The sequence below is a fragment of the Neobacillus kokaensis genome, from assembly GCF_014656545.1.
Lineage (GTDB): Bacteria > Bacillota > Bacilli > Bacillales > Cytobacillaceae > Neobacillus > Neobacillus kokaensis.
This window is the reverse complement of sequence record NZ_BNDS01000007.1, coordinates 208,473-229,702: the sequence shown is the minus strand read 5'-3', so window position 1 is coordinate 229,702 and position 21,230 is coordinate 208,473. Positions and strand designations below refer to the sequence as shown.

Below are 21,230 nucleotides of genomic sequence, written 5' to 3'. Positions count from 1 at the left end.
GAAATCAACAGACCAATTTCAGAGTACATAAACAAAAGAGGGAATGTCCCTAAAAGTTATCTACTTTTGGGACACCCTCTTTTTTGGGTTAAGGTATAAATTTTATTTATTCAGCAAGTTGAGTATGAAGAAAATCAATAACTTGCTGCAAGGCATTGTGGACAACAGGGTTATCGAAGTCTTTATCAAATACATGTTCTCCGTTAGGAATTGTAATTAATTTGGCTTCGACAGACTCTTTCAGAATAGCTGCCCGCATAAAAACTGATTGGACATAAGGAACATCGGTGTCTTTTGTTCCATGTAACAGTAAAGTTGGCGGGTAGTCTTTCGTAACATTGTGAATAGGACAAAAGCGACGCAATTCTTCTTGATTGATAATAGGATTAACACCGGTAATTTCTTCAATCCAAGCACCGTGTTGTCTTGCATAAACATAGAGAAGGAATCGCTGTTCTACAGAAGCTTCTGTTATTGGCTGATTGGAAATAAGTGATTTGGCGAGTTCTTTTGGAACAAGATCCTTTTCAAGATAATATTTACTGGGGGTTTGAGCCCAGCTGCCAAGCAGATCTCCGTATCCATAGAAGGAGACAATTGCTTGGGGTTTATTTTTAAATGTCCCCGTACTAAGGGCAAGAAAACCTCCTGCTGAACTGCCTACAACTGCAATTTTTTTCGGATTTATAGAAAAGTGTTTCGGTCCTTCAACGGTTAGCCAATCTATCGCATCCTTTACATCTTCAAGAATGTCTGGTAGTTTTGTTTCCGGAGCCAGACGATAATCGATGGAAAATAAAGCAAATCCATTATTTGTATATAAATTTATCATTTCTTCCTGAATTTCTTCTCTTGTTCCCCAAACTAAACCGCCGCCATGAATATAAAGGATAACCGGTGCTTGTTCATGGTTGGTTTCATAGAAATCTGCTTTAATGGAGAAGGAATCGTTCTGTTTGTAAATAACTGTCTTTTTCATTATTTCCACTTCCATTTCAAAGATAGTATTGCCTAGCTGTATATTACAAAGTTTATCAAAAAAATACTTCCCTTGCATTGTGTAGAATGCATAAATTGCAGAAGTCTTTTTTGGATTAGATATACAATGACGAATTTACACATTTTATTTACAATAAAACAATCACAATCTGTAATTTAATAGAGTATTTACTAAATTGAAAGGTGACCAATATATCTATGAATACAGAAAATAAGTATTTGAGTACATTTCAATGGTTTGTTTATCTGCTGGCAAATTCTATTGCCCTGCCGATTGTTATTGGAAATGTATTTCATCTTAACGGGACAGAAATAGCAGCTCTTATGCAAAGAACATTCTTTATGGTTGGCCTTAGTTCGTTTCTTCAAGCCAGATTTGGTCATCGCTATCCGATCGCGGACGGTCCTGCAGGATCATGGGTGAGTATTTTCGTAATATTTGCCAGTATTAGTGTAGAGCAAGGTCTTTCTATTCGAGAGACATTACAAACTCTAGAGGCTGGATTATTTATTGCAGGATTGCTATTGCTGTTTTTGGGGATGACAAAATGGGTTCGTCGCTTGCTTTTTCTCTTTACCCCATTAGTAACAGGGACGTTTTTATTCATTCTGGCGATTCAATTAAGCGGCGTTTTTGTAAACGGTATGATTACAAAACAGGTGGGGAAATTGGATTCTATTAGTCTGCTAATTGCTTTGTTTATCTTTTTCCTAATTATTCTTCTTTCTGCAAAGGGCAGAGGAGTTTGGAAAAACTATGCAATTTTAATTGGAATTTTAGCAGGCTGGATCCTGTTTGTTTTATTAGGAAAAGGAAATAAAGACATGACGATTTCTTCAGAGGTACTTAAGCTGCCTGAAATTTTTCCTTGGGGCCTGCCTCATTTTAATGGGAGCATAATGTTTACGGCCATTTTGTTTACTTTTTTACTCATTTCCAATACTATTGCGGCTATTTCAGCTGCAGAAGGGGTCATTCCAAAGGATAATCGATCCATGCAGGATCGCTTGAGTAAAGGGGTTGCGGCTGGGGGACTATCACATCTCCTTTCAAGTGTTTTCACCACTATTGCAGTTGTGCCGCTGCCAGCAACAGCGGGGTTTGTAAAATTAACAAAACAATATCGGGTGTTTCCATTTTTTATAGCTTGTGTAATCATGATCCTCATCTCTTTGTTTCCGGGGATTGTAGGATTGTTAGCGTCCTTACCATTGCCTGTAGCAAGTGCAGCACTTCTTGCAACGTTAATTGAAATGCTTGGAATTGCTATTCGTTCGCTAACTAAACAGACTTTAAGCGACAGAAATATTACCATCATTGGAGTATCATTACTCCTAGGCGTGGGAACGATGTTTTTATCCAATGACACTTTTAGCGGTCTGCCCTATATTATCCAAAATATCGGGAAAAATGGACTGCTAGTAGGTACGTTTGTCGCAATTATTTTAGAACAGTTTTGGAAAGAGAAAACAGCTGGAGATTCCATTGGTTCATAAAGATTTCAAAGCTGCCAAGGCATAGTCCGGGCAGCTTTTTTTATTGGAAATTCTCCGGGATCCTAGTGGAATAATGAGGATTAGCAACCATCTTTTTTGGACAAAAAATACACACAATCTCTTGTATAACATGCCTAAGGGATGGCTTTGTTTTTTGGTTTGGATAAACAATGACGAAATAACCTTATCCTTCTAAAATATTCTATGTAAAGCACTACATTTACATCTTTGGTATTATATAGAACGGGAGGTAAAAGCTAACGAAATTATCAAAAAATATAAACAAAAACAATGAGCGGGGTGTATTAGAATGGATCAAACATTAAAATTATGGAAAAAGGGTGACTGGGCAGCTTATTTTGGTCTCCTAGCAAACAATCTAACAAACCTTTTAACAATGATTTCATTATTACTTTTCGTAGTAGGTTTCCCAGAAGAAATTGTTTACGGAAGAATAGTTCCTGGCTTTGGTTTAGGCATCTTTTTAGCAAGCTGCTGCTACTTTGTTTTTGGAAGAATGCTTGTAAAAGAGACAGGAAGGCTGGATGTAACGGCATTGCCTTCAGGCCCTAGTGCGCCGTCAATATTTACAGTTACCTTCTTGGTTATTCTTCCGGTTTTTAAAACAACAAATAATGCGGAATTCGCCTTCTCAATCGCCTTGGTTTGGTGTTTATTTGAAGCAATGATTCTTATTGTTGGTGCCTTTTTAGGAGATACGATTAGAAAAATCGTTCCAAGAACGGTCCTATTATCCTGTTTATCTGGATTGGGTTTATTATTACTTGCAATGAATCCAATGCTTCAAGCATTTGAAACACCTGTTGTGGCTTTTGTAGTACTTGTTATCATCTTCCTTAACTGGTTTGGTAAATCACCAATTTTCGCTAAAATACCAACCGGCTTTCTCTTATTAGCGGCTGGTACAATACTAGCTTGGGGCTTCGGATTACAAAGTCCGGAAGCTATTTCTGCGGCATTACATACATTAGGATTTAACCCGCCTGAAGTGCATGTAACGAGTCTGATTTCAGGAATTCCGCATGCCCTTCCATATTTGGCATCAGCAGTGCCATTAGGACTTGCAAATTATATTTTTGACTTGGAGAATATTGAAAGTGCGCATGCTGCAGGCGATGCATACAAAACCCGCAGAGTCATGCTGGCTAATGGTATTTCTTCCTGTATTGGAGCTTTCTGTGGAAACCCATATCCGGTAACTGTTTATATTGGACATGCGGGCTGGAAGTCCATGGGTGCAGGATTAGGTTATTCAATTGCAACGGGAACTTCGATGTTAATTATTTCATTCTTCGGAATTGGAGCTCTGTTACTATCGATAATACCGGTTGTAGCCATCGTACCAATTCTTGTATATGTGGGAATTGTTACCGCGAACCAAGTTGTTCGTGAGACGCCAAAACTAGAAGTCCCAGTTATCTTTGTCTGCTTATTCCCATGGATTGCAAACTGGGCGTTATCTCTTGCAAATAATGTATTGACCGCTGCAGGCACTACTGGACAGGCAGTAGGGGCAAAGGTTCTAGCTGCAAAAGGTGTCTATTATAACGGATTAGTCCATTTAGGAAATGGGGCACCAATCAGTAGTTTGATGTGGGGCTGTATTGCCATCTTTGCTATTAAAAATCAACCAATTCGTGCAGCAATTGCTAGTACCATTGCAGCTATTCTTTCATTGTTTGGCATTATTCATGCTGGAACAGTAGGATTTGCCCAGCCTGCATCGATGCAGTTTGTCTATGCATACCTTATGGTAACAGCTTTATTTATGGTCAAATATGCCATGGATCGGAGTAAAGTCCAAAATAATTCTGTTACTGAAGATTCAGCAGCTTAATATATAACTATAGAAATCCGGTACTGATTTTAATTGGTGCCGGTTTTTACATGGGAAAAAACGATGTTTTTCTGAGGAATATTCCTTTTAAAGGTTAAATACCTTTTAGAAAGAAGGCTAAAAGGAGGAAAGGCATGCATCAAAGTCAGCCTCAATTACCTGGACATGTGAGCTTAGATCAGTTTAATCAGATGTTAGTTGCTCCAGAGTCATTTGCTGCTAAACCCGAATCGTTAACTGAACAAATGTTTGTTGAACGTTCCTTAACAGAAAATAGGTTTTGGCTAAGGATCATGAAAGAACATGCATTATTTTTAGGTGAAGGCTTTAATCGTAAGGATACTCATTTAATTCAGCAAACGGACCGATTTCATTATTACTTTGAGCAGCAGGAAAAAAAGGCTTATCAAGTACTAAATAATGTTTCCTTGGTAAGGAAACTAAATGAAGAAAGTATTGAGCTGGTGCATGGTTTTCGTAATTTCAAACGAAATCTTCTGATATTAATTGTTAATTGTAAAATAAGCGGTTTTAATTTTCCTTTGCTTGTTGACCATATTGCAAGGGAAGCAGAGTATTTCATACGCACGCTTACAAAGTTTAATCAGGGTATTTTAGAACCGATCCAGGATGCTATTATTAACGAGAATGTTTTTTGGCTGCGGATTATGATGGAACACTCACGCTTTATTGCGTCATTACTTGACCAATCGGAAAGAAATTTAATTAATACGGCGCGAAAATTTGGAGATGATTTCGAGGTGCTATTGAATCAAGCAAGAGATGTTGAGTCAATGTTATATCAAAAACAGCCGACATACCCAATAATAGGAAAAATGAATAAAGATAGTGAAAATGCGGCTCAGGAAATTCGTACTTTTAAGAAAGCAGGGCTGGAATTAATAAAATCATGCCAGATTCGAAACGTCATCAATCCTTTATTAGCAGACCATGTAGTAAGGGAAGCTGACCATTTTCTATATATGATTCATGTATTAGAAGATAGGTTAAATAAAAAGAAAATGGAAGATCAACGTCTATAGATATCTTAAAAAAGCAACCTATTAGTACGAGGTTGTTTTTTTATATTGTGTCATTTTTGTGTATTGATAAAAAATCTGTTGACATTGAGAATCATTCTCTTTTATAATGAAAACTGTGAATGATAATCATTATCAAATATAAATAATTTACATATGGGGGATACACAATGTCTATCAAGTTAAAATTTATTGCATCTTTAGCTGCCCTTTCGCTAGTTCTTGGAGCTTGTGGAAAAACAGAAGAAAATACCAATAAGCCAAAGGAAGAAAAGAAAGAGCAAACAGCAGAGAAAAAAGAGGTTGAAGAAAAGGCCGAAGTTAAATATGCGGATGTTTTTAAGGAGGCCGTTACGGAGCTGGAAAAAGCAAAGGAAGGCAAAGAAGTAGATTTTGATAAAGTTTCGCAAATTTATCAATCAAATTTACAAGAGCTTGTAAAAAAGCGTGATGCTGAATTCGAAGATACGATCGATGAAAAGATTACAGCAGCTTTAGCAGCAGGTAAAGACGGCTCCATGGATAAAGTTGTGGTAAAGCAAATTTTTGATAAATTAATGCAAAAGGTATTCTATACAACAATGAAGCATGAGTTCACTGAAATTACGGAAAATTGGGGTAACACTGAGAAAGTGAACGAAGAACTAGCAGAGACTAAAGAATTCTATGCAATTTTAAAATCTACTGTTGAAAAGCGTGATGCCGCATACGGTACTTCAATGGTAAGTGCCATTGATGGCGGATTTAATGAAATCGAAACAGCTATTAAAAATAATGACCAGCTTGCATTTAATCTTGGTAAGCAAGTGGTGGATAAAACGTTAATGAAGACATTCTATCTTGCAACTGGTGCACTGCCAAACGGATATGCCTCTAAAGCGGCAGCTGAAGCTGGCAAAGACGCAGCCCTTGCAAAAGTAGAGCAGGCTGAAGGATGGGCATTCTTCCAATCCATCTATAGCTATCTAAATGGACATGCCGCAGATGAAGCAGCCCTTATCGAAAAATCATTTAATCTTGAGACGGATGTTAAGACTATTGACCCTATAGCGGTAAATCAAGCATTTGTACGCGGTTTTGCGAAGATTGCAATTGATGAGTATAAAGAAAGTAAAGAAACGATTGGTGAAGATAAAGGCGTTATCACTGGTATAGAGGGTGCACTATTTATTGATATTATTGGAGAAGACATTAAGTCTTTAATTGGGGAAGCTGAATATAAGACATTAAATGAAAAGGCCCAAAAATATGTGGATACAGCTAAAGCGAAAGATAAAGCTGCAGCGGAAGCACAAGTGGACGAATTAATTTCAACACTAACTACAATCGTTGAAAAAGCAAAATAATTAATGGGGAAAAACCTGGGGTTTAATCTCAAGGTTTTTCCTTTTTTACTGATTATGAGAGAATAAGTAGACCATTGTTTTAGGATAGAGGTGATTTAATTGAAGATTGCTGTAACCGGAGGAGCTGGGTTTATTGGTTCCCATCTTTCACGAAGGCTGATTCAAGAAGGGCATGATGTACTGATCATAGATGAATTACACGATTATTATGCAATAGAGAGAAAAAAACGCCACCTTGAATGGATTGAAGAAGCTGGAGCTTTTGCTTTTTACCGAAAAAGCTTAATTCATGATGCAGATGAAGTGAAGTCGCTATTTATGTCATTTAATCCAGAGATTGTTATACACTTGGCAGCTATTCCAGGAGTTCCACATTCGATCTCTGTACCGAATGAATATGTCGATTATGATATTAAAGGAACGATTAACGCCCTTCGTTTTGCAGGAGAATGTAATACAAAGCATGTTATCTTTGCCTCTTCTTCCTCTGTTTACGGGGAACAGCAAAATATTCCGCTCAGGGAAGAAATGGCACAAGGGAAGGTTGTTTCACCTTATGCAGCTGCTAAGTATGGAGCAGAGTCATTTTGTCATGCCTATGCCTCTTTATATAATTATAAGGTATCCATCCTCCGCTTCTTTACGGTATATGGACCATGGGGAAGACCTGATATGGCGATTACGAAATTTATTAAACAGTTATCGGCTAAGCAGGAAATAACCATATTTGGGAGCAAAACGGCAAGGGATTATACATACATTGATGATTGTGTAAACGGTATTGTTCGTTCGTTCCGTCAAGAACAGCGGGTAGGGATTTTTAATATTGGATCTGGAAGCCCGATTTTTATAGAAGAATTAATTGACCAATTAAAGGTGCATTTTTCAGATGTAAATGTCAAACAAGGCAAATTCCGTCAAGGTGATGTTCATTCCACGTGGGCAGATATTACCAAGGCTCAGCAGCAGCTTGGCTATAATCCTAAAGTGTCATTTTCAGAAGGTCTTGCCAAAACAGTAGAATGGGCTAAAAACCATGAAACGGAAATCTAATAAATACCTAGTAAGAATAACAGGAGTCCTTCTTCTAGGCGTATTTATCTTTTTAACGATAAAATACTTCCATGCTCCAAATTTTTTAAAAGAGGCAAAGCGATTTTTCTTTGGTGGAAACCCTTTAATGGTCTTAGGCATTACTTTTTTTTATTTGTTATCTTTTATTCTTCGAGCAGAGGCGTGGAGACTTTATTTAGGAAAAAAAGTTAAATTCTTCAGTTGTTTAGAAGGAGTCCTGTTGAGTCTGTTTGTTAATCATATTACCCCTATTAAACTTGGTGATGCAGTAAGAATTGGCATTTTAACATGGAAGGAAAAACAAATAGAGCCAGGTGTCTCAGCTCATTCGGTTATTGTACTTCGTGCAATGGATATGTTTTTCCTTATGATATTCTCGTTCATTGGCCTTACAGCGTTTTCAAGAACATTTACAGTGCGTTATTCACTAGGCCTTGTTATTTTTTTTGGAATAATTGGTGTTATTGGAGTTGTATTGATTAAAAAATACCGGCCATCCTTTTTGAAAAAACATTTTCATTTATTAAAAGAGGGCTTAACTCACAAAAATGCCTTTTTCATTATACTTTTTGTGGCGGTCAGCTGGGTACTGGAAGGTGTGGTTGTCTGGGGAGTAACTGCATCATTACACAACAGCTTGCCATTTTACAAGGCAATTTGGGTAAATTCCATCACTGTTGGGGGGCAAATCTTTCAAATAACTCCAGGTGGAATTTCTACATATGAATCAGTCATGACGGCGGCATTAACGAGCTTTCAATATCCAATTGAAACAGGGTACTTGGTTGCTCTCATCAGCCATAGCTATAAATTTCTTTTTTCCTACCTTGTAGGCTTGTTAATTATCATCCATTCACCTATTAGAAAAGTAAAATTATTAAAAGAAATATTATTGAGAGGAAGACAGAAATGAAAAAGGCATCAGCTTTTGAAAAAGTCGCAGCAAGGTGCTGGAACCTGTTAAACGAGGGAAAACCGTTTACACCTATTTTTACGATTGGAACCATTTTGATTTACTCATTTTCTAAGCTTGGTAATTCCGGATTTTTTGTTGATTTAGCTATAGGAATTTTAGCAATTGTTCCTTTGCTTATCATTTATTTTGTTTATGATTATCCATTATTTTTAAGAAATTATTTGTGGCTGCCCTTTGTCGCTTATTTAATGATATGGAATCATGTTAATCTAGGGCTTCTGCTTACAGGGGTAGGATTATATTTCTTCTTCACTGTCTTTTTTTGGGGAACACTTTATTACCATTTGCGTATTGGGACTTCATGGCTGAATTTTACCCGCTTTTGGAAGTTAGTGTTGAAGAATAGTGATTCCACAAGCGGAAATGCCCAAGAGCAGCTGCCGAAGTTTCTTCTATTATTATCACTATGGAATTTAGCAGCTAGTAAACAACTTGGAACAGTTAGTGAATTAAGTTATTTAGCTTTCTTTTATTTGGGGATTTTAATTTTTTCCTGGATCCTGCATAAGAATCTATTTGATTGGAAACCAAAAATTATTCCCACTTATACAGAAAATATTAAGGAACGAACTTCCGCTATAAATGAAAAAGTTATTGTTATGGTTATTGATGGTATGAGAAAAGAACGGTTTGAAGAAGCCAATACACCGTTTCTTGATTCTTTAAGAAAAAATGGTACAGAATATACTCGTATGGAAACTGTTTATCCTGCAAGAACGGTTGTTTGTTTTTCATCCATGTTTACGGGGACGTATCCGTTTGAGCATGGAATAACATCAAATATGGTTTGGAAACTAGGGCTGAAGGTTGAAAGTGTATTTGACAGCTTAAGAAAAGTTGGCAAGAAGGGTTCTTTATTGGGGATTGCCCATTTAGTTGACTCATTTGGTGATGATTGCGAGACGGTGACGGCAGTTATGCATAATGATGTTGCTGACCGCAATATCATTGAAAGGGCAAAGCTAATAATGGATGAACAGAATCCAGATTTGCAAATTGTTCAATTGATTAGTACAGATCAAACAGGTCATAGCCGAGGAGTTCTGTATGATGAATACATTCAGAAAATTGAAGAAGCCGATTTGTTAGTAGAGGAATATTTTAATTGGCTGAAAGAAAAAGGAAAATTAAACAATTATACCTTTATTGTTTGTGCTGACCATGGACAGGCTGACGGAATTGGCGGTCATGGACATCTTGATGAGGGGGAACGGTACGTTCCATTTTTTATGTATGGTCCTGCCATTGAGAAAGGAAAAAGTGTTGAGGGAAAACATAGTTTAGTATCACTAGCTTCTACGATTTCTTATCTTTTAGGGGCACCTTATCCAGATAAAGCCCGTGGGCCGGTATTAGTGGAAGCAATTAGGAAGGAGGTCATCAATCAATGAAGCAAAACAAAGTGGTAGTGTTTCTTCCTGCCCACAATGAGGAAGAATCAATAGCAGAGGTTATTCAGCGAATTCCGAGGGATTTCGATCCAAATGTATGTGTAGAAGTAATTGTCGTAAATGATGGATCTATTGATGAGACTGTAGCGCGGTCTAAACAAGCTGGAGCAGATTATGTCTACACATTTGTAAATAACCAAGGACTAGGTGCTGCTGTCCGTAAGGGTCTGGAGTTATGCGTTTTACGAGGTGCGGATATCGGTGTCATGATCGATGCTGATAATGAGTATCCTGCAGACCAAATCCCCGAGTTAATTGAGCCAATCATATCAGGTTCGGCTGATTATGTCATGGGCTCACGCTTTCTCGGTACGATAAACGGCATGAAGTGGAACAGAAGGCTTGGAAATTATTGCTTTACCCTGTTGCAAGCAATCATCCTTAGAAAATGGATTTATGATGGACAGTCAGGGATGAGGGCTTTTTCCCGTCAGGCCATGAAAGAGGCAGAAATTATTCACGATTATAATTATGCTCAAGTGCTTACATTAAATTTAATAAGAAAAGGCTTTCGAATGAAAGAAATTCCTATTCGCTATCAAGTAAGAAAAACAGGGGAATCCTTTATTAAGTTCAGGGCATATATGACAAAGGTATTACCAGCTATTCTGAAGGAACTTAGAACACCGGTATCAAGAGACAAGCATAATCTAAATAGATCACAAAATCACGCGAAAATGCTCTCATTTACAAATAATAAGCAAAATCTTAGAGAAGATAAATAATTATACAAATAATTCGTATTTCTGCCATTGACAGCGAGGATGATAATCATTATCATTATCAGTGTAGGAGGGAAAATTTTAGATGAAAAAGTTTTTAACGATGTTTTTGTTGATTAGCGTAATTTTTTCGAATATCTATATAAATGGGGTGCAGGCTTATTCATATGGTGACCCGAATGAAGAGAAGCTTGCTGAAGTATATAAGGAAATGGTCGTCAAACTTGATGAGAACCCTCCAAATTTCACTGCCGCCAAGAAGGTTTATGAAACCGTTAAAGAAGAAATTGATATGCATATGGGGCCTGAGCCCTCTAAGCTAATATTAGACAATTTAGAAGCTAAGGATAAAGAGGCAACAATTACAAATATGGAAAAACTTCTTGTTTTAAATGTGGCAAGACGTTTAGAAAATGTGGAAAAGAATTTTTCACAATATGAGACTACAAAAAGACTCCTGGCAAAAGGTTTTGCTACATATGATGCTTTGTCTCCAAAAGTGCAGGCTAAGCACCCTGAAATAGATAAAAAAATCAGAGCTGATTTTGAGAAGTCACTCGAGGCGTTAGGAAATCCGGGATTGTTTGGAGTTGGAAAAAAGGAATCGAATATTGAGGCTTTTAAAGAAAATAAAGATGAAATCTTAGATGATTTAAAACAAGAATTTAACATTAAAAGTCTAGAGGTCGGACACTTTTCCGAAAGTGCCGTAGAATCCGAAGCAAGCGCTAAAAAGGATTGGACGGATCTTTCAAATATTCGCAATTGGATTCCACTTGTTTTAATTGCAGGGGTTATCATTGCAGTAATTGTTTTTGTTGTTCGTAAAAGAAGGAAATAAATATAATAATTGACACCTTGGGAGAGGAGAGACTGCTATGGAAATACAAGCCCTGTTAATTACATTTCGCGAAGTTTTAGAAGCTTTATTAATTGTTGGGATTATTACGACCTATTTAAAAAGAGTGAATCATAAGCAGTATACGAAATATGTTTGGTTAGGTGCAGGTCTTGCTGTTTTGGCAAGTTTTGGAGTAGCCTTATTATTTCAAGTCGTCTTTACTGGATTTGCAGCAATGGGAAGTGAAATGTATCTCAAAATTGGGATTATGCTTGTTTCAACAGTTCTCCTGACCCAAATGGTGTTTTGGATGGCAAGCCACGCCCGTGATATTAAAGGGAATATGGAAGGAAAAATGAGCAAATTCATTACAACAGGTAATGTTGTAGGAATGGTAATCCACTCCTTTCTTGTTGTCCTTCGCGAAGGTATTGAAACTGTTTTCTTCTTTGCGGCGATTACCGGCGGAAATATCGGAGCTGCTATGCAGGGATGGGGTGCTATTACTGGTGCCATCATAGCTGCTGTTGTTTCTTATTTCTTCTTTAAAGGAACCATGAGGGTGCCATTAAGTACATTCTTTAAATTAACCGGTGCTTTTATTATTCTTATTTCAGCTGGACTGCTGGTCCAAGCGATTTCTATGATGCAGGACATAAATTTAATTGGCAGTGTTATTCCACATGTTTACGATTTGACATGGTTTTTACCGGAGCACCCGATTGATTATGCCCATTACCTTCGTGATACTGGAACTGCCCCTCTTCTTTCAGGAGATATAGGCATCTTCCTTAAGGCGTTATTTGGATACTCATCGATGCCGTCAATTGAAGAAGTGTTAGCTTATATCGGATACTTTGTCGTCATCCTTTTATTGACATCCTCTAAACCTGCTGCCAGTAAGCAAAAAAAGGATGAAAAAGGAAATACAGCAAAGGTTTTAAAGCCTCAGGCTAAATAAGTAAGCAGAAAGTACAAGGCAGCTGCCTTGTACTTTTTCTCTACATACGCGGGTGGTATTAAATTGAAAGCAGAAAGAGTAAAAAACGGCCTGCTGATTGCAGTCAGCTGTATATCCTTATTAGTTGTGTTTATCTCTCAGTTATATTTCTTAAACCCTTATACGTCTTCGTGGGATCAAGTTGATTTTTCACTGGCGGTAAAACGTTTTGATATCATGGCGATGCAGCCCCACTTTCCGGGGTATCCTTTTTTTATTTTAGGTGGGAAATTTCTATCTTTATTTGTAAATGACCCTTCAAAAGCGTTAACGTTATTTAATATTCTTTTTTACTTTACGGCCTTGATTCCGATCTACAAGCTGAACCGGACATTTATTAACCGTTCATTTGCTGCTCTTGCCACAGCGGTCATCTATTCAACAAGCTACACTATAATTATGGTTAATCAGCCAATGTCAGAAGGGGCCGCACTGGCTGCTTTTTGGTGGTATGTATGGAGTCTTGTTTTTTCACTAAATAGAAGAAATACAACCGCCATCTTGCTGCCATTAGCGTTTTTAAGTATCATGCTAGGTATCCGCCTATCATATATTCCCTTTGCCACTGGGGTAATCTTTCTTTTTTTCTGGAAAGTAAAGCATGAGGGTATGAAGATAAGAGAAATATTTATTTATTTACTCTTTGGAATTGTCTTTCAAGCATGCTGGGTCACAGCACTTATCATTTCTGAAGGAAGTTTACTCGGATTTATCAAACTCTCTTTAGCCTTTACCAGCGGCCATTTTACCGATTGGGGCGGTACGGCCGAGGCATTAGATATGAGTCTTTTCGAGCGCTTTAAATTGTTGGTGTGGGATAATATTTTTTGGACAGGCATTTTCACCCAATCGATTATAACTTCTTTTATATTTATGTTTTTCATTGCTTTTATTTTCATTAGAAGTTTTAATAAGCATGGAAAAATACGGGCGAAACTTACTTTATATTTATTTTATATATTATTTTTCAGTTATTTTGTCTGGGCATTACTTGCTCAAAATATCGAAAAAGCTAGACACTCACTGCCGCTAATAATCCTTATCGTATTTTTCCTTTGCATTCAACTTTATTTTAGGAAGGTGCCCATACTAATCCTATGGCTGTCTATTTTTCTTCTAGGAAGCCAAGTAATAAAAGATGTTTCTTTATTAAAGGAAGAAGCAGCTGAAGCGCCTGCTATTTATCAAATGAATACTTATTTAGAAAAAGTCAATCAGCCTATCCTTCTTTATACTTGGGAAGAAACAAGGGTACTGCAATATTTAAACGCACCATATACGCATAAAAGAATCAATACGTTTGAGTTTTTTCAGTCCGAAACCAAGTATTTTGGCAGCAGTACTGTTTATTTGACTGATAAAGTAGTTCAAGGATTTAAATCACAAGGTGTATTATTGGACGGGAAGATAAAGAAAGTTGCAGCATTTCAATCAAATGAACTCTTTGATCCGGTTTATAATGAAATTATTTTATATCAATGGATCGACAAGTAAAATAGATGATCTCCTTAAAAGAAAGGAAATAGGCTTTTGAAGAAAATAGCAATTGCAGGGACCGGTTACGTTGGCTTGGTCACAGGAGTTAGTTTAGCAGAAATTGGTCATGACGTGATTTGTGTTGACAAAGACAAAAGGAAGATTGAGTCACTTAGGAGTGGAAAGACGCCCATTTATGAGCCTGGCTTAGAAGAGATGATGAGGAAAAACATGCAGAAGGGAAAACTTTTCTTTACAACCAGCTCTTTTGTTGGGTTTAAGGATGCCGATATGATTATCATTGCTGTTGGAACACCGAAAGATGAAAACGGGACACTTGATTTGCAATATATCGAACAGGCTGCGAAAGAAATAGGCCGGAATATTACAAAAAATAATGCGATGATTGTTACAAAGAGTACCGTTCCAGTTGGAGCAAATAGGAAAATTAAAGAATGGATCCAAACTGAATTAAAAGGAAATATAAAGTTTTTTATTGCGGCAAACCCGGAATTTCTTCGACAAGGGTCAGCGCTTTACGATACATTTCATGGGGATCGGATAATTATTGGAGCGGAGAGTGAAGAAGCACTTGACAGCTTAGAAGCGCTATATCAGCCATTTGGAATACCCATAATGAAAACTGACTTAAAAAGTGCTGAATTAATTAAAACAGCCTCCAATGCTTTCCTAGCTTTAAAGATCAGCTATGCCAATACGATTGCAGGCATATGTGAACAAATTGGCGCAAATATTGAAGATGTGTCTTTAGGAATTGGTATGGATTCAAGGATCGGAACCTCTTTTTTGAAAGCTGGTATTGGATTTGGGGGTTCATGTCTTCCTAAAGATACAGCAGCTCTGGCAGGGCTAGCTAATGAAGTCGGAGAGCCTGCGCAGCTCATTCATGACATTCTTGAAGTGAATAAACGGCAAGAATTATCTTTACTGAAAAAGGCAATCCATCGTTTTAAAAGCTTAAAGGGAAAAAATGTCGCCATGTTAGGGTTATCGTTTAAACCTGAGACAGATGATGTGCGTGATGCTGCTTCACTCACATTAGCAAGGCAGCTGGTGATGGAAGGAGCTAAAGTAACAGCCTATGACCCTGCGGCTGTTGAAAATGCAAAAAAAGTTTTAGGAGATTTAATTTACTATGCTGATTCAATCGAACAAGCATTGAAAAATGCCGATCTTGCATTTATTGTAACTGAATGGGAAGAGATAAGAAATATTCGATTAAATCTCTTTTATGAATGGATGAGGGAGCCGATTATATTTGATGGAAGAAATTGTTTTCAGCTTGATAAAGTTAAAAAATGCCCTTTAGAATACCATTCCATTGGACGACCGATTGTCATTGGTAATAGCAATGTGAAAAGGCAGCTAAAATAAAGCCGCCTTTTTTATAATACATATAATTATTTAACTTTAGAAAGTTCCTTTCCAAGTGCATCTTCAACCGATACATAGTTATAGCCAAGATCCTTCGCTACAGCTTCATATGTGACTTCACCAGCAGCAACATTGACACCGAGCTTCAAAGGTGCGTTTTCAGAAATTGCTTTGAATACCCCTTTATTGGCAATTTGAAGAGCAAATGGTACCGTTACATTTGTTAAGGCGATTGTAGATGTTCTTGGAACAGCGCCAGGCATATTCGCAACAGAATAATGAATAACACCATGTTTTTCAAATGTCGGATTATCATGTGTTGTTACATGATCGCTAGTTTCAACAACCCCGCCTTGGTCAATCGCAACATCGACAATAACAGAACCTGGTTTCATGGTTTTCACCATTTCTTCTGTTACAAGTTTAGGAGCTTTAGCGCCAGGAATTAAGACAGCACCAATTAAAAGGTCCGCATCCTTAACTGCTTCAGCAATATTATATGGGTTAGACATTAATGTTTTTACTTGATTACCAAAAATATCATCCAGCTGACGAAGGCGGTCTGCACTTAAATCGATAATTGTTACATCAGCACCTAAACCGATTGCCATTTTCGCAGCATTTGTGCCAACGATCCCGCCGCCAATAATCGTTACCTTGCCACGGCTAACACCTGGTACGCCGGCAAGCAGAATGCCTTGTCCGCCATTGTTTTTTTGTAAAAATTGAGCGCCGATTTGTGCCGCCATACGGCCCGCCACTTCACTCATAGGTGTTAATAAAGGAAGAGTTCTGTTTACTGATACTGTTTCGTATGCAATAGCAATAACGCCTTTTTCTTTAAGCGCATCAGCCAGTTCCGGTTCAGCCGCAAGGTGTAAATAGGTAAATAAGATTAAGCCAGAGCGAAAATATTGATATTCACTTGCAAGAGGTTCTTTGACCTTCATGATCATATCTGCTTTTGCCCATACGTTTTCTGCGCCGTCAATAATCTCAGCACCAGCCTTGGCATAATCTTCATCCGCGAAACCGCTTCCAATTCCGGCCCCTTTTTCAACCAGAACACCATGTCCGGCATTTTTGAACGATAGAACACCTGCTGGAGTCAACGCAACACGATTTTCATTGTTTTTAATCTCTTTAGGTACACCGATAAACATTTTCTTTCCTCCCCATTATTCAAAAAAATTTATTACTATGGATAAAGTATAAAATGTTTACCGGTGAATTTCTTTGTTTAGAATGGAGAAAGATATTCGTGACTTTTGGGAATTTTCACAAACACTTATATTCCTTGATATTTTTGCAGCTTTAAATCAATATATAGGGTCATTTTTTGATTAGGATCTTTAAAATCAACATCCCCTATTTCTGCAATTCTTTTTAAGCGGTAATTTAACGTATTCGCATGGACATTTAGTTCCTTCGCAGCATCATTGATATTCGTATCTTTAGTTAAGAATACATCAAGAGTTTCGAGTAGATTACTGTTATGTTTTTCGTCGTATTCTCCGAGCATTTTTAACGTGTAACTTTCATAGCTGTCATTTTTTCTCTTTTGCAGAAGCACATGGAAGAATTGATAAATCCCTAACTTTTGATACGTATAAATATTTTTAGTTTCATCAGGAAACTGATTTTTAATCGAAAGGACTTCAAGTGTCTCGTTGTATGCTTTTGTTATGTTGGAGTAGTCGTGATAGATTCTGCTAAATACGGGTGTGATTTTAGTTACTCCGTACCGTATATTCATTTTGTAGATAAATAAATCTACAAATTTGGTAAGTTCATCAAAAGTGTTTTGAATGTTATCTGCCGAAACAAGCAGAATAAGCTGATTACAATCAATAGTATGCAGTAAAATTTTCAAGCGCTGGTTTGTTTTTAATAAGTACGAAATGTTTTGTTCCTCTTTACTTGTCAAGTTTTGCTGGAACTGAAAAACAAGTAATGAATATGAGGAAGCAGCAGGAATTTGCAACGAATGAAAATGCTTGATTATTTCTTCACGATTGTGTAAATGTCCTGTTAACAGCTTCCAAAAAAATTCCTGAAACCGCTCTTCCTTTTTATTTTTCCGTGTCTGCAGCTGTAAAAGTTTATTTTTAGCCGAATCAGCAGCCTTTTTTAATAATAAATAATCTTCCTCAGTTAATGTTTTATTTATCTCTAAGGCCCAAATAAACCCCAAAACTTCTTCCTGTTTCCAAATAGAGATGGCTACCCGGTGGCCGAGCCCGATTTCATTCATATTATTTACCCGTATCGGATCTTTCGTTGAAAGCAGGGCAGGAATCGTTCCTTCTTTCCACAGTTGATTAATTACCTTTTCGGGCACTCTGCGACCGATAATTGTTGCGATCCTCGCCGGATCCGTTCGTTCATCATGTGTACTATAGGCAAGCAGGCGATGATTAGAGTCTTCAATGGTGACGGGGCATTCAAGCACTTGGCTAATTCTGTCAGCTAATTCATCTAAACTGTCGAAATCAATTTTAAAAGGATCATATAAACCGTTATACATAAGTAACCTCCATCATAAAAAAACAAAAACAATTCATTATTCTAATCTCTTTGTTTAATTTTACAAAAAACGTAGGTATATTTCATGTTTTTTTACAAAATACATTCAAAAAAATAGTAAAACAATGTTAAAATAATATTCAGCTTATTATTTTAAAATAAAAATTCAATAAATTCGAGTTCCAATTGGGGGATGGAAAAATGAGTCCAGAACATCAAGGAAAAGAATTGCAGCGTGGTTTGGAAGAAAGACACATTACCTTAATGTCCCTAGGGGCAGCTATCGGGGTGGGGTTATTCCTGGGTTCAGCCACAGCAATTAAAATGGCAGGACCAGGGATTTTGCTAGGCTATGCATTCAGTGGATTGATCATGTTTTTTATCATGAGAGCACTGGGGGAAATGGCTATTCAAAGACCTGTCGCGGGATCGTTTAGCACCTATGCTAGAGAGTACTTAGGACCGCTTGCCGGATATATTACAGGCTGGAACTATTGGTTTTTATGGGTAGTAACATGTATGGCGGAAATTACTGCTGTCGGTATCTATATGGAATATTGGTTTCCAACGGTTCCGCGCTGGATATGGGCCTTGGCGTCTTTAATCATTATGGCGAGTGTTAATGTTATTGCAGTAAAAGTTTATGGAGAATTGGAATTTTGGTTTGCGCTTATAAAAATAGTGACCATTGTTGCAATGATCATTGTCGGCGCCGGAATGATTTTCTTCGGCTTCGGTAATGGCGGTATTGCTACAGGAATCAGCAACTTATGGAATCATGGCGGAATGTTCCCGCATGGCATAAAAGGTGTGTTATTATCCCTGCAAATGGTAATGTTTGCCTACCTTGGAATTGAAATGATCGGGGTAACAGCAGGGGAAGTGAAAAATCCGGAAAAGTCGCTGTCACGGGCTATTGATACTGTATTTTGGCGAATTCTATTATTTTATGTAGGTGCTTTATTTGTTATTATGTCCATTTATCCATGGGAAGAAATTGGAACAAAAGGGAGTCCATTTGTTCTTACCTTTGAACAAATTGGAATTAAGGGTGCAGCCGGTATTATTAACTTTGTAGTCTTAACTGCTGCTTTGTCTTCCTGTAACAGTGGTATTTTTAGCACAGCGAGAATGCTATTTGATTTGGCAGCGCATGGCGAAGCTCCAAAAAGCTTTGGAAAAGTAACTAAAACTGGAGTACCGGGATTTGCTGTTTTGGCATCTGCTGTTGCTTTATTGATCGGTGTCCTGTTAAACTATATAGTTCCGGCCAAGGTTTTTACCTGGGTAACAAGTATTGCTACTTTCGGTGCAATTTGGACATGGGGGATTATTTTAATATCACAAATTCGTTATCGAAAGTCCCTTAAGCCAGATGAAGTGAAACGGATGAAATATAAAATGCCGTTTTTTCCGTACACATCTTATATTTCATTAGCTTTCTTGGCATTTGTAATAGTCTTGATGGTATTTAGTGAGGATACAAGAATTGCTTTGATCATTGGGCCGCTCTGGCTGCTTCTCTTGGTAGCTTTTTACTATGGAAAAGGGTTCAATAAGCGGGATAATAAAAAAATATCTCATCAACCAAAAGTGAGTTAATAGAAAAAGTGGGACCTGGAAGCAGGTCTCATTTTTTTTTTGTTTTTCCACATACTAACAAGAAAAAGAAAAATAGGAGAAGATAATAATGAAAAAATTATTGATGTTAACAGCTGCTGCATTAACGTTTATACAAACCAGTATGATTGCTCATGCTGAACCTTCAAGAAATCCGCCAGCCCATCTTTATGAACAGAATACAATGTCCATACTATGGTTTCAAAACGCCGGCGAAGCGAAAGCGTTGTATTATCAAGGATATAATATTGGGAAATTAAGATTAAACGAAATTCTTAAGAAAAAGCAGTATAATCGAGCGTTAAAACCAGCAATCGTCCTTGATATTGATGAAACAGTTTTGGATAATAGTCCGTATCAGGCCACATTTGTGGTAAATGGAAAGGGAAACACGTTTGATTGGAGTAAATGGTTTAATCGGGCTGAAGCAAAATTACTTCCCGGAGCACTAGATTTCCTGCAATACGCTGATTCAAAGGGAATTAAAATTTTTTATATTTCAAATCGTCAAGAAGCCCAAAAACAAGCAACCATTAAAAATTTACAAAATGTCGGGGCACCGCAAGCCGATGAAGAACATGTTCTGCTGCAGCAGAAGAATGAAAATGGGAAGGAAACCCGCCGCCGCCACGTAGCAAAAACCCATGACATTTTGCTGTTATTTGGCGATAATCTTGGTGATTTTAGTGGGTTTGATGGTTTAAGTGATAACGGCAGAATTGAAGCTGTTGATAAAATGAGGGAAGAGTTCGGTAAAAAACTGATTGTGTTCCCTAACCCGATGTATGGTGATTGGGAGGGGGCCATCTATGATTTTGACAAAAAAAAATCATGGGAAGAAATTGAGAGACTCAGAAAAGATCACCTCCAAATCAGTGAGCCATAAAGGAAACAAAAACGCTGCGGTAATGGCTGCAGCGTTTTTGTAAAAATAAGATGAATGATAAAAATAACATTTAATAGTTCTGTTTTTCCTAGTTCTTTACATGAAGGAGAATATTTATTGCAAAAATAATGATGCTTAAAACCATAACTGTGCCGCCGATAGCAACAGCAGTCCCAGCAGCTGAAACACCGGAAATTAAAAATGCAAGCCCAATCATCATCACTGGCAGTGCAAGATTATGCCCCCAAAAATGAATTTTAGCGAGTCTGGTCTCTGATGCACTAGGAAAAGCTACATAAATCAGACCGGCAAGGGTCATTGCTGTCCAGCCTAATAAATTAACGTGAACATGTACAGGGGTAAAAGTAAATTTTTCAGTCATGGACATGTACATCCCTAAACAAACTCCAATGACAAAGTAACATACGGACACTTTAATAAACTTAACTCCCATCTGCAAGCCTCCTTTTTAAATTAATAAATATGACTACAGTACTAAATATGAAGGGGGATAAAAAGATAG

Annotated in this window: 18 protein-coding genes; 14 read left to right on the top strand and 4 right to left on the bottom strand. The window is 37.4% G+C overall.

From position 1 onward, the window contains the following. Positions 1 to 106: 106 nt before the first annotated feature. Positions 107 to 979 carry an alpha/beta hydrolase gene (locus IE222_RS10825; protein WP_191272627.1) on the bottom strand — a complete coding sequence of 291 codons (873 nt, stop codon included), beginning with the start codon at positions 977 to 979 and terminating at the stop codon, positions 107 to 109. 218 nt (positions 980 to 1,197) lie between these two features. On the opposite strand from IE222_RS10825, the gene IE222_RS10820 reads away from it, so the two are divergent. The 12 genes from IE222_RS10820 (at position 1,198) to IE222_RS10765 (ending at position 15,675) form a co-directional block, all read left to right on the top strand. Continuing rightward, a complete protein-coding gene (locus IE222_RS10820; RefSeq protein ID WP_191272625.1) occupies positions 1,198 to 2,496 on the top strand; it encodes a purine/pyrimidine permease in 1,299 nt (432 codons plus the stop codon). A 310-nt stretch (positions 2,497 to 2,806) separates the two neighbouring features. Then, positions 2,807 to 4,354 (top strand): xanthine permease, encoded by a 1,548-nt coding sequence (locus tag IE222_RS10815; protein WP_191272623.1) that lies wholly within the window; start codon positions 2,807 to 2,809, stop codon positions 4,352 to 4,354. A 134-nt stretch (positions 4,355 to 4,488) separates the two neighbouring features. Then, entirely contained in the window at positions 4,489 to 5,397 is a 909-nt protein-coding gene (locus IE222_RS10810) for a DUF2935 domain-containing protein (protein ID WP_191272621.1), read from the top strand. Between the two features lie 167 nt (positions 5,398 to 5,564). After that, positions 5,565 to 6,740: a hypothetical protein gene (locus IE222_RS10805; protein ID WP_191272619.1), complete on the top strand. Its 1,176-nt coding sequence runs from the start codon at positions 5,565 to 5,567 to the stop codon at positions 6,738 to 6,740. Positions 6,741 to 6,839: 99 nt separating this feature from the next. After that, a complete protein-coding gene (locus tag IE222_RS10800) occupies positions 6,840 to 7,793 on the top strand; it encodes an NAD-dependent epimerase/dehydratase family protein (protein WP_191272617.1) in 954 nt (317 codons plus the stop codon). After that, positions 7,777 to 8,727: a lysylphosphatidylglycerol synthase transmembrane domain-containing protein gene (locus tag IE222_RS10795; protein WP_191272615.1), complete on the top strand. Its 951-nt coding sequence runs from the start codon at positions 7,777 to 7,779 to the stop codon at positions 8,725 to 8,727. Before IE222_RS10800 ends, IE222_RS10795 begins: the two co-directional genes overlap by 17 nt. After that, on the top strand, positions 8,724 to 10,181 hold the full coding sequence (locus IE222_RS10790; RefSeq protein ID WP_191272613.1) for an alkaline phosphatase family protein: 1,458 nt from the start codon (positions 8,724 to 8,726) through the stop codon (positions 10,179 to 10,181). Before IE222_RS10795 ends, IE222_RS10790 begins: the two co-directional genes overlap by 4 nt. Then, the gene (locus tag IE222_RS10785) at positions 10,178 to 10,966 is read left to right on the top strand and encodes a glycosyltransferase family 2 protein (protein WP_191272611.1); all 789 of its coding nucleotides are present in this window, start codon (positions 10,178 to 10,180) and stop codon (positions 10,964 to 10,966) included. The genes IE222_RS10790 and IE222_RS10785 overlap by 4 nt, the downstream gene beginning before the upstream one ends. A gap of 82 nt (positions 10,967 to 11,048) precedes the next feature. Then, positions 11,049 to 11,804, top strand: coding sequence for a hypothetical protein (locus tag IE222_RS10780; protein ID WP_191272609.1), 756 nt, complete (start codon positions 11,049 to 11,051; stop codon positions 11,802 to 11,804). A 37-nt stretch (positions 11,805 to 11,841) separates the two neighbouring features. Then, the gene (locus IE222_RS10775) at positions 11,842 to 12,765 is read left to right on the top strand and encodes an FTR1 family iron permease (RefSeq protein ID WP_191272607.1); all 924 of its coding nucleotides are present in this window, start codon (positions 11,842 to 11,844) and stop codon (positions 12,763 to 12,765) included. Between the two features lie 63 nt (positions 12,766 to 12,828). Continuing rightward, the gene (locus IE222_RS10770; protein ID WP_191272605.1) at positions 12,829 to 14,298 is read left to right on the top strand and encodes a glycosyltransferase family 39 protein; all 1,470 of its coding nucleotides are present in this window, start codon (positions 12,829 to 12,831) and stop codon (positions 14,296 to 14,298) included. A gap of 36 nt (positions 14,299 to 14,334) precedes the next feature. Next, positions 14,335 to 15,675, top strand: a complete 1,341-nt coding sequence (locus IE222_RS10765; RefSeq protein ID WP_191272603.1) for a UDP-glucose dehydrogenase family protein — start codon at positions 14,335 to 14,337, stop codon at positions 15,673 to 15,675. Between the two features lie 26 nt (positions 15,676 to 15,701). Here the strand turns inward: IE222_RS10765 and ald are convergent, their stop codons facing one another. Further along, the gene (gene ald / locus IE222_RS10760; RefSeq protein ID WP_191272601.1) at positions 15,702 to 16,838 is read right to left on the bottom strand and encodes an alanine dehydrogenase; all 1,137 of its coding nucleotides are present in this window, start codon (positions 16,836 to 16,838) and stop codon (positions 15,702 to 15,704) included. A 125-nt stretch (positions 16,839 to 16,963) separates the two neighbouring features. Continuing rightward, positions 16,964 to 18,202, bottom strand: coding sequence for a PucR family transcriptional regulator (locus tag IE222_RS10755; protein WP_191272599.1), 1,239 nt, complete (start codon positions 18,200 to 18,202; stop codon positions 16,964 to 16,966). Positions 18,203 to 18,402: 200 nt separating this feature from the next. On the opposite strand from IE222_RS10755, the gene IE222_RS10750 reads away from it, so the two are divergent. Next, a complete protein-coding gene (locus IE222_RS10750; RefSeq protein WP_191272597.1) occupies positions 18,403 to 19,803 on the top strand; it encodes an amino acid permease in 1,401 nt (466 codons plus the stop codon). 85 nt (positions 19,804 to 19,888) lie between these two features. Next, entirely contained in the window at positions 19,889 to 20,707 is an 819-nt protein-coding gene (locus tag IE222_RS10745; protein ID WP_370465035.1) for a 5'-nucleotidase, lipoprotein e(P4) family, read from the top strand. Between the two features lie 88 nt (positions 20,708 to 20,795). Here IE222_RS10745 and IE222_RS10740 read toward each other — a convergent pair whose 3' ends face one another. Then, a complete protein-coding gene (locus tag IE222_RS10740) occupies positions 20,796 to 21,161 on the bottom strand; it encodes a cytochrome-c oxidase (RefSeq protein ID WP_191272593.1) in 366 nt (121 codons plus the stop codon). Positions 21,162 to 21,230 lie beyond the last annotated feature (69 nt).

Bases quoted from the DNA above. Each gene is read 5' to 3' on its own strand.
- IE222_RS10805 (WP_191272619.1), top strand. From the start codon at position 5,565: ATGTCTATCAAGTTAAAATTTATTGCATCTTTAGCTGCCCTTTCGCTA.
- IE222_RS10755 (WP_191272599.1), bottom strand. From the start codon at position 18,202: ATGTATAACGGTTTATATGATCCTTTTAAAATTGATTTCGACAGTTTA.
- IE222_RS10750 (WP_191272597.1), top strand. From the start codon at position 18,403: ATGAGTCCAGAACATCAAGGAAAAGAATTGCAGCGTGGTTTGGAAGAA.
- IE222_RS10815 (WP_191272623.1), top strand. From the start codon at position 2,807: ATGGATCAAACATTAAAATTATGGAAAAAGGGTGACTGGGCAGCTTAT.
- IE222_RS10775 (WP_191272607.1), top strand. From the start codon at position 11,842: ATGGAAATACAAGCCCTGTTAATTACATTTCGCGAAGTTTTAGAAGCT.
- IE222_RS10790 (WP_191272613.1), top strand. From the start codon at position 8,724: ATGAAAAAGGCATCAGCTTTTGAAAAAGTCGCAGCAAGGTGCTGGAAC.
- IE222_RS10825 (WP_191272627.1), bottom strand. From the start codon at position 979: ATGAAAAAGACAGTTATTTACAAACAGAACGATTCCTTCTCCATTAAA.
- IE222_RS10810 (WP_191272621.1), top strand. From the start codon at position 4,489: ATGCATCAAAGTCAGCCTCAATTACCTGGACATGTGAGCTTAGATCAG.
- IE222_RS10740 (WP_191272593.1), bottom strand. From the start codon at position 21,161: ATGGGAGTTAAGTTTATTAAAGTGTCCGTATGTTACTTTGTCATTGGA.
- ald (WP_191272601.1), bottom strand. From the start codon at position 16,838: ATGTTTATCGGTGTACCTAAAGAGATTAAAAACAATGAAAATCGTGTT.
- IE222_RS10820 (WP_191272625.1), top strand. From the start codon at position 1,198: ATGAATACAGAAAATAAGTATTTGAGTACATTTCAATGGTTTGTTTAT.
- IE222_RS10780 (WP_191272609.1), top strand. From the start codon at position 11,049: ATGAAAAAGTTTTTAACGATGTTTTTGTTGATTAGCGTAATTTTTTCG.
- IE222_RS10785 (WP_191272611.1), top strand. From the start codon at position 10,178: ATGAAGCAAAACAAAGTGGTAGTGTTTCTTCCTGCCCACAATGAGGAA.
- IE222_RS10795 (WP_191272615.1), top strand. From the start codon at position 7,777: ATGAAACGGAAATCTAATAAATACCTAGTAAGAATAACAGGAGTCCTT.